Genomic DNA, 14,709 nt, shown 5'->3' with positions numbered 1-14,709 from the left:
TCAGACCGGCAGGAATGCGATGGCGTCTATGTTCGAGTGACGCAAGCGTCACGTGGATCTGCCTATCAGCTGGACGAACCCGGACCATCGCCCAGCGACGCCACGGTCTTCAGCGCGCCGTCGAGCAGGTCGCCCTTCTCGTCCTTCAGCGCGGCTTCGCGCAGGCGCCTGATCCAGTCGGCGGCGTCGTCCCGGTCCTTGAGCAGGTCGAGCGCCGACAGCACCCGGTCGAATTTCGACTGGGCGCGGACGTGGGTATCGCTGTAGCCCTTGATCAGCCGGCGGCAGTTGAGGATCTCGACGGCGAGCGCATAGTCTTTCGGCACATACCCAAGCGCCAGCGCGTACCAGCGCTCGAGATGTGCGGTCTCGACCTTGTGGCGCAGCAGGCGGCGGCGCCAGCGGCGCAGGCCGCCAATGAACCACAGCGCGGCGAAGCCGGCGAAACTGTCGGTGCGGATGCGGCGGCCGTGGTTAATGCGGTGGTCGAGAAAGGCGGCAAGCTTCGGCCGCGCCTCGATGTAGCTGCCGAGGCCGGCCGGCAGCGTGCCGCAGAATTCCTCGATGCGCGGATGGAAATATTCGGTCACCTGCAGGATCGAGCCGTCCTTGACGCCAACCTCGCGGCGCACCCGCTGGTCGCGCGTAGAGCGCGTCTTCAGGTCGGCGACGCGGATCATGTCGTCGTAGCACATGGCGTTGGCCAGATGCTTTGCCGCTGATATCGACAGCGCGTAGTCATGCTCGGCGCTGTCCACGGCGACGGCCCGGTCGAGCCGGTCGAGATACTCGCCGCCATAGGCGATATCCTGATAGTCGACGACCTTTTTCAGACCGCGAAGCGTCATGTCGTGCAGGGGAAGCGGCAGCGCATCGACGCGCGCCGCAAGGTCCTGCCAGCCCTTCAGCAGGCTTTCCGGGCCGCTCACCTCTGCCGCAGCGCCCGAGCCGGGTTCGGCAGCTTTCGGTTCCGCAGCTCTTTCGCCCAGAGGCGGCGTGTTCGTGATGCCACGGGCGCGATCAAAGGCGGCGCCGAAGGCGGCGAGACTGGCCTTCACGCCGCGGCCGCCGGCGCCAATCGCCTGCTCGTAGCTCTCGCGGGTGAACGGCAAGTCATCTGACCCCGCCAGCGCGCCGAGCAGGCTGGCCGAGATCATCGAGCCGTTATCTGCAGCAATCTTCTCCATGTCGAAGGCGATGAAGCGCTTGGCTGCCGCTTCCGCTGTCGCATGCACCTTTGACGACGAGGCGCGGCCGTCGCCGGGCTCGATCTTTTCCGACACGGCGGCGATGCGGTGCGACGAGGCAATCAGCGTGGTGCGCTCGGGCGTGACGAAGCCGCGGATGATGGCGCGGCCGGCTTCCATCAGTTCGGCGGCGATCAGTATGTCGACGTCGCCCTGGGAGGGCGATAGCGCGAAGACCGGCAGCCGGCCGGTGTCGCGGCACATTTCGACATAGTAGATGGTGGCGCCGGTGCGCTGGGCGACGCCGGCGACCGAGGTCGATTGCGCGAAATAGCCATTGCGCTCGGCGACGTCGGTGATCCAGTCGGCCAGCACGCCACCGCCCTGGCCGCCGACCGCCAGCACGGCAAGCTTGATAACGCGCTCGTCTTCGGGACCGTCGGCTTTCGAGCGCGATGAGGGGACGGCGTCAAGCATCGGCGAATGTCAGGCGCCGGCTTTCACGGCGCCGCTGCAGGAGGCCGATCGTGGCGCGACGCGCGGCTTCCAGGAAACGGTCCCAGCGGCTGGGATTGTGCACCACGTCGGCGCGGTAGAAGGATGGGCACAGCACCGCCGCATCGGCGACCTCGCCGCAATTGCCGCAGCCGACGCAGCTCTGGTCAATGTGCGCCACGGGATCGTCACGCAGCGGATCGTCCAGCGACTTCACCGAAAGCGACGGGCAGCCGGACAGCCGCATGCAGGCATGGTCGCCGGTGCAGATGTCCTCATCGACACCGAATTTCGGCTTGACGATCCTTGTCCCGCCCTTGATCGCCTTGTCGACCAGCGGCTTCTCGCGGCGCTGCCGGTTGAGCATGCATTCGGACGAGGCGACGATGACTTTCGGGCCCTTCTCTTCCGTCGTCAGCGCCTCGCGCAGCGTGTCCTGCATCTTGGTCACGTCATAGGTGCGGTCGATGTGGCGCAGCCATTTGACGCCCATGCCTTTCACCGCCTCGGTGATCGGGTGCTTTGTCGACTTCGTCTTGTTGCCGGCGCGAGATGAAAGAATGTCCTGCCCTCCCGTCGCCGCCGAATAGAAATTGTCGACGATGACGATGACACCGTCATTCTTGTTGAACACGGCATTGCCGATCGACGAGGTCAGGCCGTTGTGCCAGAAGCCGCCGTCGCCGACGAAGGAGATCGACCGGCGCTTGGCGTCGGGCGAATTGAATGCCGAAGCCGAGGCAGGCCCCAGCCCGTAGCCCATGGTGGTAGCGCCGAGCTCGAAAGGCGGCATGATCGAAAACAGATGGCAGCCGATGTCGGAGGCGATGTGGTGCTTGCCGAGCTCCTGCTCGACCAGCTTGGTGGCGGCGAAGATCGGCCGTTCCGGACAGCCGACGCAGAAGCCGGGCGGACGGCCGGGAACGACATTGATCAGGTCGGCGGTGTCGAGCCCGTCGCCGACCTTGTTTGGCGCGCGGACCTCGCCCGGCAGCAAATGCGGGATGGTGGCGCGCAGGAACGAGCCGATGCCGTCGAGCATGACCTGGCCGGTGTATTCGCCGGCCATCGGCAGATGTTCCTTGCCGACGAGTTTCGTGCCGCGCCCGGCCTTGTGCAGCATCGCGGCAAAGGCCTGCTCGATATAATTGGGCTGGCCTTCCTCGACGACGAGCACGGCGTCCTTGCCCTCGCAGAAGGCCAGGAACTCGTCGTCGACCAAGGGATAGACGGCGTTGAGCACATAGAGCGGCACGTCAGTGTCGCCATAGGTGTCGGCAAGGCCGAGGCGCTGCAGCGCCCGGATGACCGAATTGTACATGCCGCCCTGCATGACGATGCCGACCGAGCCGTGCTCCGGACCGAAGAACTCGTTGATCTTGTTGGTGCGGATAAAATCGACCGCCGCCGGCCAGCGTTTCTGCACCTTCTCCTTCTCATGCAGGAAAGAGGCGGGCGGCAAAACGATGCGGCCGGTGTCGCGGCGCGGCGCGTCGAGCGCATCGGCCACCGTCATCGCCGGGCGCTTGTTGTCCTTGGCGATGAAACGGCCATGGACGTGGCAGCAGCGGATGCGGACCTGCAGCATCACAGGCGTGTTGGAAATCTCCGACAGCTCGAAGCCGTCCTCGACCGCCCTGACGATCGACGGCAGGTTCGGCCGGGGGTCGAGCAGCCAGACCTGGCTCTTCATGGCAAAGGCGTGGCTGCGCTCCTGCATGATCGAGGAGCCTTCGCCGTAGTCTTCGCCGACGATGATCAGCGCGCCGCCGGTGACGCCGCCGGAGGCGAGATTGGCCAGCGCATCCGACGCGACATTGGTGCCGACCGTCGACTTGAAAGTCGCCGCGCCGCGGATCGGATAATGCACCGATGCCGCCAGCATGGCGGTGGCGGTGGCTTCCGAGGCGCTCGCCTCGAAATGCACGCCGAGCTCGCCCAGAATATCCTGTGCGTCGGCCAGCACATCCATCAGATGGCTGATCGGCGCGCCCTGATAGCCGCCGACATAGCCGACGCCGCATTGCAGCAGCGCCTTGGTGATGGCGAGAATGCCCTCGCCGGAAAACTCCTCGCCGGCGCCGAGCCTGAGCTTTTCGACTTCCTTGGCAAAAGACCGTTCGGCCATTTTTTTGCTCCTTCCGTTACCGCCCGGATGGCGGCGCGTAAGATAGTCAGATGTCGTGCTTGCGGATGTTCTTCAGCATCTTCTGCAATGTCGCGATCAGCGCCGCATATTCGGCATCATCGATGTCGTCGAACATGGCCTCGAACGCATCGTGCATGGCCGGCCAGGCGCGGGTGAACTCGGCGCGACCGTCGTCGGTCAGGAACACATGGCGGATGCGGCTGTCGGTGACTCCCTGCTCCCGCCGCACAAACCCTTGCCCTTCCAGCGTGTCGAGCGTCCGGCTCAACGTGGATTGTTCGATGACCGTGTAGACCGAGAGATCGTTGACGGTGACGCCGTCGGCGACCGACAGCACGGCGAGTGTGCGCACCTGCGGAATGGTCAGGCCCTGCTTGCGAAAATCGTCGCGCAAGGTGGCGTTGTAGCGGCCCATGATGCGGTTCATCAGATAGGGCGCGAACTGCTGCAAGCCGATCTGGCCCAGTGTCGAGATGCGCTGGCGCTTTTCAACTTTCTGTTCCATCACAGCCTCCCCGCCAGCAGGAAGCCGGAGCCGCCGCTAAGCCCGGCACCGGGGTGGGTCGAGGCGCCGATATGGTAGAGGCCCTTGATGCCGGTGTCGTGATTGCGGCTCGTCTTGAACGGCCGCCACAGGAACGACTGGTCGATGGTCGAGGAACCGCCATAGGGGTCGCCGCCGACCAGATTGACGTTCATCGTTTCCAGATCGGCCGGCGAATAGGCGCGGCGTGCAATCACGCTGTCCTTGAAGCCCTCGATGTGGCTGGCGAGGATCGCTTCGGCGCGATCGGCATAGGCCTCGCGCAGCGCGTCGGTCCAGCGGCCGTCCGCCGGTGTCTGCAGTTTGCCGGCGGCATCGCCCTTGATATGGCGTGGGGCCTCGGGCAGTTGCAGCCACAGGATCGCCTTGCCGTCCGGACAGCGCGAAGGGTCGAGCGCATGCGGCTGGCCGACGCAGATGGTCGGCACCTCCGGCAGCATGCCGCGCGTCGCCTCGTTGCAGGCTTTCGACACGCCGTCGAGCCCGGGCGTCAGGTGCAGCAGCGCGACCTTGTCGAGGCCGTCGCCGCGCCATGCGGGCGGCTTGTCCAAGGCATAGTGGATCTGGAAATTGCCCTTGCCGTAGCGGTATTTTTGCGCGGCCTCGACGTCGGCTTTCGGAGCCGCGGCGCCGAGCAGCCGCTCGTAGAGCTGGGTCGGGGTGACCGAGCAGATCACGCTCTTTCTTGCCGTGACCGTTTCGCCAGAAGCCAGCCGCACGCCGGTTGCTCGGCCATTCGTCTGGATGATGGAAGCAACGTCCCCTTCAGTCCGGATCACGCCGCCGCGCTCCTTGATCAGCGCTTCGAAGGCGGACAGCAGATTCCCAGCACCGCCCTTGACTATCGGCGCGCCGGCAGCTTCGAGCGCGAAGGCGATAACCCTAGCGATCTGGCCGGAGAACGCGTCGTCAGGCCCAAGGCCGGCATGCAGCACCCAAGGCGCCCATAGCGCACGGGTGATCTCCGACTGGTAAGTGTTCTCCAGCCAGCCGCGCGCCGGCACCAGCGCGTCGCCGAGAAAGGCGGCAAGGCCGCGCGGGCCGCGCCGCCAGGCTTCGCCCGCCAGTAGTTTGGCTGTCGGGTAAGACCACAGGCTGCCACCGAGCAGCCCGAACAGCAGGCCGGCGTTGCGCTCGATCTCGCCGACGTCGCCGCCGTACTGGTCGCCGTCGCCTGCGGCAAGCGCATTGGCAGCCGCGACGTTGGCGGCACGGTCGGTGCGCAGGATGGCATGGCTGCCGTCCGGGCGCAGCACGCCGGTCGGCGTGCCGGTGTTGCAGAATTCCAGGCCGTGCCGCGCCAGGTCCCTGCCCAGCGCCGCATAGCCCGGCGAGGTGATGAACAGGACGAAGGTCGTCGCCATCACGTCATGGATGAAGCCGGGCGCGGTGATCTCCTCGGTGCGCATGCAGCCGCCGATGCGGTCGTTGCGCTCGAGCACCAGCACCTTGGCGCCCTTGCCGCCAAGCATCGCCGCGCAGACCAGCGCGTTGATGCCGCTGCCGACGATGATGTGATCGATATCGCTCATCGATGCTTGCTCTCCGCCGGCAGGAGATGGGATTCAGGTAAGAGGTCGGGCGCTCTACGGCGCCCCCCTCTGTCCTGCCGGACATCTCCCCCACAAGGGGGGAGATTGGCAGCTTCGGTGCCCCGTTTATTCCTGCGACGTTGGCGATTGGCGAAGGCGGCGATGATAGCCGATCTCCCCCTAAGTGGGGGAGATGTCCGGCAGGACAGAGGGGGGCGCCGTAGAGCCGCAGCGCTGCAAGGCTGCTGCTCCCAAATCGTCACTACAGCGTTGCATGCGAGCATGATCTTCTCCCGAAGACCGCCACCTCGTCCTAATGCCGTGGCACCAGCGCCAGTGCGCGGATCGGGCTGCCGGTGCCGTGCTCGATCTTGAGCGGTGCTGCGATCAGGATTGCGCCCTTCGGCGGCAGCCGGTCGAGGTTGCAGAGGCTGGCGAGCCCGTAGCGGTTGGCCTTGTGCATCAGGCTGTGCGCCGGGAATGGCGGCTCCATTCCCCCTGCTTTGCCGGCATCCGTGCCGATCGTCTCGCTGCCCCAGCCCTTGATGTCCTTGCTGATCAGAAACTGGATGGCCTCGGCCGTCGGTCCGGGCGTGTGCGGCCCGGTCTCGTCGGCGTTGAGGAACTCGGCTTCCGAGCCGTTGCGCTTGTACCAGTCGGTGCGCATCACCACCCATTCGCCGGCATTGATCGTGCCGTGTTCGGCTTCCCACGCCTTGATGTGGTCGACGGTGAGCAGGAAATCGTGATCGGCAGCGGCTTGCTTCGAGCAGTCGATGACATTGACCGGTCCGACGAAGTTCTGCGCCGGAATGGTGTCGGTGGCGCCGTCCGGATAATCCTTGCCGGTGATCCAGTGCTGCGGCGCGTCGAAATGCGTGCCCGAGTGTTCGCCGAGCTTCAGCCAGTTCCAGGCCCACCACGGACCATTCTTGTCATAGGCCGAAATGGCATGGATCTCGACCTTCGGCGTATCGACGGCGAGTTCCGGCGGCAGCTTGATCAGCGGCGTATTCGGCCCAAGCGGCGCCGTCAGGTCGACCACCTGGATGGCGCCTGAAAGAAGCTGGCCGGCGACCTCGCCGAGGAGTTTTTGCGTGTCCATGGTCTTTGTTCCCTCTTCTTGGATGGTTCTGAAGGCTCGTTGCGGCCCTTAATATCCTACTAGACGAAAACATATGCATCTGCAATTATCTTTAAGCATAAAGGAAATGGGTTGGGTGGGATGTGAGCGAGTTTGACGCCATTTTCGTCGGGGCAGGCCACAACAGTCTGGCATGCGCCGCGCATCTGGGGTTGAAAGGCTGGAAAACCGGGATTTTTGAGCGCAGCGCAACAATCGGCGGCGCCGTCCAGACCCGCGAATTCACGTTGCCAGGCTTCCGACACGATTTCGGCGCGATGAATCTGAGCCTGTTCGCCGGCTCGGCCTTTCACAAGAAATATGCAAATGAATTGAAAAAACACGGGCTGGAATTCGCGCCGGTTGCCGATTGCTTCGCCAGCGCCTTTCCCGACGGACGCTGGTTCGGCGTCAGCAACGATCTGGAAAAGACCGCAGCGCGCATGGCAGCTTTTTCCTCAGCCGACGCCGCCACATGGCGGCGGCTGGTTGACGCCTTCCCTGGAGAAGCCGCACATCTGTTCCGGCTGCTGGGAGCGCCGATGGGCGGCCGCGCGCTGGCCGGCACCGCCTGGAACCTGTGGCGCAAGAAGGGTTTTGCCGGCGCGCTCGACACCGGTCGGTTGCTGCTTTCCTCACCCCGCGCGTGGCTCGAGGAGAATTTCGAGTCGCCGCATGTCAGGGCGACGCTGGCCACCTGGGGCATGCATCTCGACTTCGCCCCCGACATCGCCGGCGGTGCGGTGTTCCCCTATCTGGAATCGATGGCAAGCCAGTGCTTCGGCATGGTGCTCGGCAAGGGCGGTGCCGACACCATCATCCGCGCCCTGTCGGGCATGATCACCGTTGCCGGCGGCAAGATCGCCAGCGGGGCTGAGGTGGCCGAGATCACGGTTTCCGCCGGCAAGGCGACCGGCGTGCGGCTTGCTTCCGGCGAGACCCATACAGCCACCAAGGCTGTTATCGCCGGCGTGGCGCCGAAGGCGCTGCCCGGCAAACTGCTGCCGAATGGTTCTGGCGACGCCAGTTTCGACACGGCGATGAAAAAATTCCGCCATGCGCCGGGCACGATGATGATCCATCTGGCGCTGGACGATCTGCCGGATTGGCGCGCCGGCGCCGAGCTTCGGCAATTTGCCTATGTCCATCTGTCGCCTTCGCTCGACGCCATGTCGCGGACCTATCAACAGGCGACATCAGGCATGCTGCCGGACGAGCCTGTTCTGGTCGTCGGTCAGCCGACCGCGGTCGATGCGTCGCGGGCGCCGGAAGGCAAGCATGTGCTGTGGGTGCAGGTGCGCATGCTGCCCGCCGAAATGTCAGGCGATGCGGCGGGTAAGATCGCGCCAGCCCACTGGAACAACGTCAAGGAAAGCTATGCCGAGCGCGTTCTCGACATCATCGAGACCTATGCGCCCGGTCTTCGCCGGAAAATCCTCGGCCGCGCCGTGTTCTCGCCCATCGACCTCGAACGCGAGAACCCCAACCTCGTCGGCGGCGACCAGATCTGCGGCAGCCACCATCTGGCGCAGAATTTCCTGTTTCGACCGGGGCGCGGCTACGCCGGCTGGAACACGCCGGTCACGAATTTGCATCTCACCGGCGCTGCAACATGGCCGGGCGCCGGCACCGGTGCGGCCTCGGGCTATATGCTCGCCCAACAGCTTGGCGGGAGGTAGAATTCAAAACACTTGCGGGTGAAGGAGAGGCAATGCGCGGTTGCCCTAGGAGCCTGAACCCACCGAACGACAACGACACCGCGCACAGAAAACCAACAGGGGAACGACCATGACAATCAACAGACGAGAATTGCTCGGATATGGCGCAGCAGCACTTGGCGCCACCGTTATCGGCCTGCCGCAAATGGCCAAGGCAGCCGGCGAACTGACCATCGCCTACAACGTCAACCTGCCGTCCTGGGACCCGACCACCGGGCCTTCGGCGGTCAATCCGACGATCCAGGGCCTCTACCAGTCGGTGTTCGACCAGTTCATTCCGCAGAAGCCGGACCTGTCCTTCGCGCCGGGCCTGCTCACCGAATGGGGCTGGAACGAGGACCGCACCAAGATCATGATGACGGTGCGCGACGGCGTCACCTGGCATGACGGTTCGCCGGTCTCGGCCGAAGACGTAGTCTGGTCGCTGCAGCGGGCGGGTGACGAAAAGACCGGGAATCCGATCCAGTTCGTCTGGAAGAACGTCAACAACTTCAAGATCGACGGCAACAAGATCACCGGAGATGTCGTGCAGTTCGACCCGGTGTATTTCAAGTGGATGTCGTTCTTGACCGGCTACATCATGCCGAAGGCCTATTACGAGAAGGTCGGCGCCGAAGGCTTCGAAAAAGCCCCGATCGGCACCGGCCCCTACATGGTCGACAAATTCGAGCGCAACGCCTTCCTGCGGCTCAAGGCCAATCCGAACTATTGGGGCGGCAAGCCGGCCTTTGAGAATGTGACGATCAAGTTCGTCACCGATGCGGCGAGCCGCGTTGCCGAAATCGAGTCCGGTTCCTCGCAGGTGACGCTCGAAATCCCCTATGAGGAATATGACCGCCTGATCGCCAACGACGGGCTTGCCGGCTCGTGCAAGAATGTTTCCGACATCGGCATGATCTTCTTCAACGACATCGACGTGATGCTGGACAAGAACGTGCGCCAGGCTGCGGTGATGGCGATCGACAGGAAGTTGCTGGTCGATCGGCTGCTGCGCGGCTACGGCCAGCCGATCGACACGCTGGAGACGCCGGAATACGCCGCATACGATGCGTCGATCAAAGTCGAGCACAATCCGGAAAAAGCCAAGGAATTGCTGGCCGCCTCCGGCTATTCGCCGGAAAAGCCGGTCAAATTCTCGATACAGACGACCAAAGGCTTCAAGCCTAAGGATTACGAGATGATCCAGGCGATCGTCGGCATGTGGCGCAAGGTCGGTATCGAGGCAACGATCGAGGTCTACGAGATCGCCAAGCATTACGAACTGCGCGCCGCCGACAAGCTGGCGCCGGCCGCCTTCTACAATTGGGGCAACGCCATCGGCGATCCGACGACGTCGACCGGCTTTGCCACCTATGGCCCGAGCCCGCATTCGGTGTGGGACAGCCAGGATCTGATCGACATGATCAACCCGCTCTGGGGCGAGAAGGACGAGGCCAAGCGCATCGCCGGCTGGAAGGCTGTCGACAAGTACATCGCCGAACAGGCCTATGTGCTGCCACTGATCCAGTATGCGCAGCCGATCGTTCATGCCAAGGGCGTCAATGTCGTGCAGCATATATCCGGCGCGTTGTTGCCGGCCCTGATGACCCCGGCCTGACATCGGCCAGGGATTGCCGCGCGCCGTCCGCAACGACGGCGCGCATTTTCCGCCAGGCATACAGGCGACCATGCTGCTGCAAAGATTCCTGATCCGTCTTCTGACGATGGCGATCACGCTGTTCGGCGTCGCCGTCGTGGTCTTCGTCGTCATCCGCATCGCGCCCGGCGATCCGATCGCGATGATGCTGCCGCCCGGCGCAACCGATGCCGACATCGCCCGGCTGCGTGCGCTCTATGGGCTCGACAAGACCATCGTCCAGCAGTTCTTCATCTGGCTGTCGGGCGTCATCAGAGGCGATTTCGGCACCTCGATCTCGCTTAGGCAAGACGTGCTGGGGCTGGTCTTCAACCGGCTACCGGCGACACTGGAACTCGCCATCGTCGCGTTGCTGATGGCGCTGGCGATCGGCGGCACGACGGCGATCCTTGGTGCGCGCGAACGCGGCACGGCAGTCGAAGCCGGCATCGACATCGCCAGCGGTGCAGCGCTTTCCATTCCCGACTTTTTGTGGGGCCTGGTGCTGATCCTTTTGTTCGGCGTGCTGGTGCCGGTGTTCGACATTTCCGGCCGGGTTTCGCCGCAGCTCGACCTGCCCTTCGTCAGCCAGTTCTACCTGTTCGAGAGCATCGTGCGGCTGCGCTTCGACCTGACCAAGGACCTGCTCGGGCACATGCTGATGCCGGCCGTGGCACTGGCGCTGCCGCTCGCCGCGATCATTTCGCAGCTCCTGAAGCAGTCGCTGAAGGAAGTGCTCGACCTCGATTATGTCGTGCTGGCGCGGGTGAAGGGCTTTTCGGAAACGCAGGTCATTTTGCGCGAGGCGCTGAAGAACGCCGCGCTGCCGACGCTCACCCTGGTCGGCGTGCAGTTCACCTTCCTGATCGGCGGCACGGTCATCGTCGAACGGCTGTTTTCCTATGAAGGCCTCGGCAACATGGCGATCGACGCCGTCATCAACCGCGACCTGCCGCTGATCCAGGGCATCGTTCTGGTCTTCGCGCTGCTGTTCGTGCTGATCAACCTCACCGTCGACATGATGTATGCGCTGCTCAATCCGAGACTGCGCCATGGATGAGGGCCGCATTTCAAGACATGGCTCGGGCGCAAGGCTTTGGCTGGCCGGAGGCTGGCTGCTGCTGGCTTTGCTTGCCGCGATCTTCGCGCCGCTGATCGCACCGCAGGACCCGCTGGCGCAAGACCTGATGTTCGAACGCCTGCCGCCCTTTTGGATGAGCGGCGCGGAGCCCGGCTTCTGGCTCGGCACCGACAGCCTCGGCCGCGATCTCCTGTCACGGCTGATCTTCGGCGCCCGCATCGCCTTCATCGTCGCCTTCGCGGCGGCTTTGGCCGCCTGCCTGGTCGGCTCGACGCTCGGGCTGATCGCAGGTTATTTCGGTGGCTGGGCCGATCGCATCATCTCGCGCATCGTCGACGTCTGGATGGCGTTTCCGCCGGTGCTGTTCGCCATCCTGCTGGTTGCCGTGCTCGGCACCGGTCTGAGCTCGGTCATTATCGCCATCGCGGTTATCGACTGGACGCGCTTCTGCCGGGTGATCCGTGCCGAGACCATGGGCCAGGCGCGCATGGACTATGTCGAGAACGCCCGCATCGCCGGCTATGGCCGCATCGGCATCATGCTGCGCGAAGTTCTGCCCAATGTCGTGCCGTCGATCGTGGCGCTGCTGTCGCTCGAAATGGGCATCGCCGTGATCGTCGAGGCGATCCTGTCCTTCGTCAATCTGTCGATCTCGACCGACGACCCGACCTGGGGCGGCATCATCGCCGAAGGTCGGCTGTCGATCCATCAGGCCTGGTGGGTGCTGGTGTTTCCGCTGGTCACTCTGATCCTAACGGTGTTGTCGTTCAGCCAGTTCGGCGAGGGTCTCAAGGCACGCTTCGATCCGGTGCTGCGATGAGTGTAGCCGTCAAACCCTGCCTCGATATCCGCAGCCTGAGCGCCGTGCTGGCGAATGGGCAGCGCGTGCTGCGTTCGGTGTCGCTCTCCGTCCAACCTGGCGAGGTTCGCGCGCTGGTCGGCGAGAGCGGCGCCGGCAAGACGATGATCGGCAAGGCGGTGCTCGGCGTGCTACCGCCCAGCGTGCGCATTGTCGAAGGCGATATGCTACTCGAGGGCGAGAACCTCGGTCGGCTTCAGCCAAAGGCGAGGCGCACGCTGATCGGCGCCCGCACCGCGCTGATCCCGCAGGACCCGCTGACCGCGCTCAACCCGTCGCGCCGCATCGGGCCGCAGATGACCGACCGGCTGGTGCGCATCCTCGGCTGGAGCGGGCAGCGAGCCGACGTCCGCATCCGCCAGTTGCTCGACGAGGTTCAGATCCGCGATCCGGACCGCGTCCTCAAATGCTATCCGCACGAGCTTTCCGGGGGCATGCGCCAGCGCGTGCTGATCGCCGCCGCTTTCGCCGCCGAGCCCAGGCTGATCGTCGCTGACGAGCCGACCACGGCGCTGGATGTGACCGTGCAGAAGCAGATCCTGCGCTTGATTGCGCAATTGCAGCGTGAGCACGGCACGGCGATCCTGTTCGTCACCCATGATCTCGGCGTCGTCGCCAAGATCAGCCAGAAAGTTTCGGTTCTCTATGCCGGCAAGGTCGTGGAGGAAGCCGAGACGGCAGCGCTGTTCGCGGCTCCGCAGCACCTCTACACGCGAGCGCTGATGGCGGCGACACCGCGCTATACCGATCCGTTCGCCTCGCTGAAACCGGTGGACGACGCGGTATTGGCCGGACTGGCCTCAGAGATCGCCGCTGCCGACCAGGCCTGGAGACGGCCACATGGCTGAGCCGCTGGTTTCCGTGCGCGGGCTGAAGGTCGCGCTGCCTGATATGACCCGTAAGCCGCTGATCGGCCGGGCGCCGATGGTGGAGATCCTGAAAGGGCTGGATTTCGACCTGCCAAGGGGATCGGTGACGGGCATCGTCGGCGAATCCGGATCGGGCAAATCGACTCTCGGCCGCGCTTTGGTGCGCCTCTTGGAGCCCAGCGCCGGCAGTATCACATTCGACGGCCGCGACATCACGCATCTGCCGGAGGCCGAGCTCAGGCCACTGCGCCGCAACCTGCAGATGATCTTCCAGGATCCGATGTCGTCGCTCAATCCGCGCCGCACCATTTTCAGCATCATCGCCGCCCCCCTCAGGCAAAACGGGCTTGGCGACAATCTCAAGGCGCGTGTCGCGGAGGCTTTGCAGCGCGTCGGCCTGCCGCAAAGCTTCGCCAGCCGCTATCGTCACCAACTGTCGGGAGGCCAGCGCCAGCGGGTCGGCATTGCCCGCGCTTTGGCGCTGTCGCCGAAATTCGTGCTGGCCGACGAGATCGTCTCCGGCCTCGACGTCTCGACGCAGGCGCAAATCCTGACGCTGCTGGAAAAGCTGGCCGCCGAAATGGGCCTCACAATCGCCTTCATCAGCCACGACCTGTCTGTCATTCGGCGGCTTTGCCGGCAAGTGATCGTCATGCGCGAAGGCGTGATCGTCGAGGCAAGCGCCACCGACGCTTTGTTCGCGAACCCGCGGCAGGCCTACACGCGCGATCTTCTCGCAGCCATCCCGCTGCCCGAGATCGATGACGGCTGGCTGCTACCTGCGGCGAAGGCGCCGGCATGACATCGGTCGCAACGATCATTCACAGCACATCTCATTCGCACGCCGAAGAGCGGGCCTCGGGCGTGCGCCCGGCAAGTCACCCATGTCCCGCGAGAGGATGACTGAGATGAAGAATGCACTCCTAACTGCAACGCTTGCGGCCGCCGTCCTGGGCACTATCGGTGGAACCATCAGCACAGCCTCAGCCGATTCCATTCCTGGCATGCGCGGACACGATCACACCGGGGTTACCGTCCCCGACATGAAGCAGGCCGTCGACTTCTTCACCGAGATCGTCGGCTGCAAGAAGGCGATGTCCTTCGGCCCGTTCGCCGACGACAAGGGCACGTTCATGCAGGATCTTCTGGGCGTCGACCCCAAGGCGGTGATCGAGGAAATCACCCTGGTCCGCTGCGGCCACGGGTCGAATATCGAGCTGTTCAAATACACCGCGCCCGACCAGAGGGACCTGCAGGCCCGCAACAGCGACATAGGTGGCTTCCACATCGCCATCTATGTCGACGACATCGCTGCCGCGAAAGCCTATCTCGATGAAAAGGGCGTCAAGACGCGGATGGGCCCGTTGCCGGTTACCGAGGGTGCGGCGGCCGGCCAGAGCATCCTTTATTTCCAGGCGCCCTGGGGCCTGCAGCTGGAAGCGATCAGCTATCCCAACGGCATGGCCTATGAAAAGGACGCGGAGACAGTGCTGTGGAGCCCGAAGAGCCCAGAAAAGTGACTTGGGAAACCACTCTG

General features: G+C 64.3%; 12 protein-coding genes. 7 read left to right on the top strand and 5 right to left on the bottom strand.

The window, feature by feature from the left end; translation table 11 throughout:
- Positions 1 to 65 precede the first annotated feature (65 nt).
- The 5 genes from NKH36_RS02505 to NKH36_RS02485 form a co-directional block, all read right to left on the bottom strand.
- Positions 66 to 1,664, bottom strand: a complete 1,599-nt coding sequence (locus tag NKH36_RS02505; RefSeq protein ID WP_352959825.1) for an indolepyruvate oxidoreductase subunit beta family protein — start codon at positions 1,662 to 1,664, stop codon at positions 66 to 68.
- A complete protein-coding gene (locus NKH36_RS02500) occupies positions 1,657 to 3,810 on the bottom strand; it encodes a thiamine pyrophosphate-dependent enzyme (protein ID WP_352958529.1) in 2,154 nt (717 codons plus the stop codon). Before NKH36_RS02500 ends, NKH36_RS02505 begins: the two co-directional genes overlap by 8 nt.
- Before the next feature lie 46 nt (positions 3,811 to 3,856).
- Positions 3,857 to 4,336: a MarR family winged helix-turn-helix transcriptional regulator gene (locus NKH36_RS02495; RefSeq protein ID WP_352958530.1), complete on the bottom strand. Its 480-nt coding sequence runs from the start codon at positions 4,334 to 4,336 to the stop codon at positions 3,857 to 3,859.
- Complete coding sequence (locus NKH36_RS02490) at positions 4,336 to 5,907, bottom strand: phytoene desaturase family protein (protein WP_352958531.1); 1,572 nt, start codon at positions 5,905 to 5,907, stop codon at positions 4,336 to 4,338. The genes NKH36_RS02495 and NKH36_RS02490 overlap by 1 nt, the downstream gene beginning before the upstream one ends.
- 313 nt (positions 5,908 to 6,220) lie before the next feature.
- Positions 6,221 to 7,012, bottom strand: coding sequence for a cyclase family protein (locus NKH36_RS02485; protein ID WP_095487752.1), 792 nt, complete (start codon positions 7,010 to 7,012; stop codon positions 6,221 to 6,223).
- Between the two features lie 122 nt (positions 7,013 to 7,134).
- Here NKH36_RS02485 and NKH36_RS02480 point away from each other — a divergent pair, with 122 nt between their 5' ends.
- From NKH36_RS02480 to NKH36_RS02450, 7 genes are all read left to right on the top strand, one after another.
- A complete protein-coding gene (locus NKH36_RS02480) occupies positions 7,135 to 8,709 on the top strand; it encodes a phytoene desaturase family protein (RefSeq protein WP_352958533.1) in 1,575 nt (524 codons plus the stop codon).
- A 109-nt stretch (positions 8,710 to 8,818) separates the two neighbouring features.
- A complete protein-coding gene (locus tag NKH36_RS02475) occupies positions 8,819 to 10,345 on the top strand; it encodes an ABC transporter substrate-binding protein (RefSeq protein ID WP_352958535.1) in 1,527 nt (508 codons plus the stop codon).
- A 70-nt stretch (positions 10,346 to 10,415) separates the two neighbouring features.
- Positions 10,416 to 11,423, top strand: a complete 1,008-nt coding sequence (locus tag NKH36_RS02470) for an ABC transporter permease (RefSeq protein WP_352958536.1) — start codon at positions 10,416 to 10,418, stop codon at positions 11,421 to 11,423.
- Positions 11,416 to 12,264, top strand: coding sequence for an ABC transporter permease (locus NKH36_RS02465; RefSeq protein WP_352958538.1), 849 nt, complete (start codon positions 11,416 to 11,418; stop codon positions 12,262 to 12,264). The genes NKH36_RS02470 and NKH36_RS02465 overlap by 8 nt, the downstream gene beginning before the upstream one ends.
- Positions 12,261 to 13,151 carry an ABC transporter ATP-binding protein gene (locus tag NKH36_RS02460; RefSeq protein WP_352958539.1) on the top strand — a complete coding sequence of 297 codons (891 nt, stop codon included), beginning with the start codon at positions 12,261 to 12,263 and terminating at the stop codon, positions 13,149 to 13,151. Before NKH36_RS02465 ends, NKH36_RS02460 begins: the two co-directional genes overlap by 4 nt.
- The gene (locus tag NKH36_RS02455) at positions 13,144 to 13,974 is read left to right on the top strand and encodes an ATP-binding cassette domain-containing protein (protein WP_352958540.1); all 831 of its coding nucleotides are present in this window, start codon (positions 13,144 to 13,146) and stop codon (positions 13,972 to 13,974) included. The genes NKH36_RS02460 and NKH36_RS02455 overlap by 8 nt, the downstream gene beginning before the upstream one ends.
- Before the next feature lie 106 nt (positions 13,975 to 14,080).
- Positions 14,081 to 14,692: a VOC family protein gene (locus NKH36_RS02450; protein ID WP_352958542.1), complete on the top strand. Its 612-nt coding sequence runs from the start codon at positions 14,081 to 14,083 to the stop codon at positions 14,690 to 14,692.
- The last annotated feature ends 17 nt before the right edge of the window (positions 14,693 to 14,709 follow it).

Origin of the sequence: Mesorhizobium sp. M1312, from assembly GCF_040318115.1 — a bacterium.
GTDB lineage: Bacteria > Pseudomonadota > Alphaproteobacteria > Rhizobiales > Rhizobiaceae > Mesorhizobium.
This window is presented reverse-complemented; position numbering and strand designations above follow the sequence as displayed.

Coding starts and splice junctions, on each gene's coding strand:
- NKH36_RS02495 (WP_352958530.1), bottom strand. CDS start 4,336: ATGGAACAGAAAGTTGAAAAGCGCCAGCGCATCTCGACACTGGGCCAG.
- NKH36_RS02475 (WP_352958535.1), top strand. CDS start 8,819: ATGACAATCAACAGACGAGAATTGCTCGGATATGGCGCAGCAGCACTT.
- NKH36_RS02505 (WP_352959825.1), bottom strand. CDS start 1,664: ATGCTTGACGCCGTCCCCTCATCGCGCTCGAAAGCCGACGGTCCCGAA.
- NKH36_RS02450 (WP_352958542.1), top strand. CDS start 14,081: ATGAAGAATGCACTCCTAACTGCAACGCTTGCGGCCGCCGTCCTGGGC.
- NKH36_RS02500 (WP_352958529.1), bottom strand. CDS start 3,810: ATGGCCGAACGGTCTTTTGCCAAGGAAGTCGAAAAGCTCAGGCTCGGC.
- NKH36_RS02470 (WP_352958536.1), top strand. CDS start 10,416: ATGCTGCTGCAAAGATTCCTGATCCGTCTTCTGACGATGGCGATCACG.
- NKH36_RS02490 (WP_352958531.1), bottom strand. CDS start 5,907: ATGAGCGATATCGATCACATCATCGTCGGCAGCGGCATCAACGCGCTG.
- NKH36_RS02455 (WP_352958540.1), top strand. CDS start 13,144: ATGGCTGAGCCGCTGGTTTCCGTGCGCGGGCTGAAGGTCGCGCTGCCT.
- NKH36_RS02460 (WP_352958539.1), top strand. CDS start 12,261: ATGAGTGTAGCCGTCAAACCCTGCCTCGATATCCGCAGCCTGAGCGCC.
- NKH36_RS02465 (WP_352958538.1), top strand. CDS start 11,416: ATGGATGAGGGCCGCATTTCAAGACATGGCTCGGGCGCAAGGCTTTGG.
- NKH36_RS02485 (WP_095487752.1), bottom strand. CDS start 7,012: ATGGACACGCAAAAACTCCTCGGCGAGGTCGCCGGCCAGCTTCTTTCA.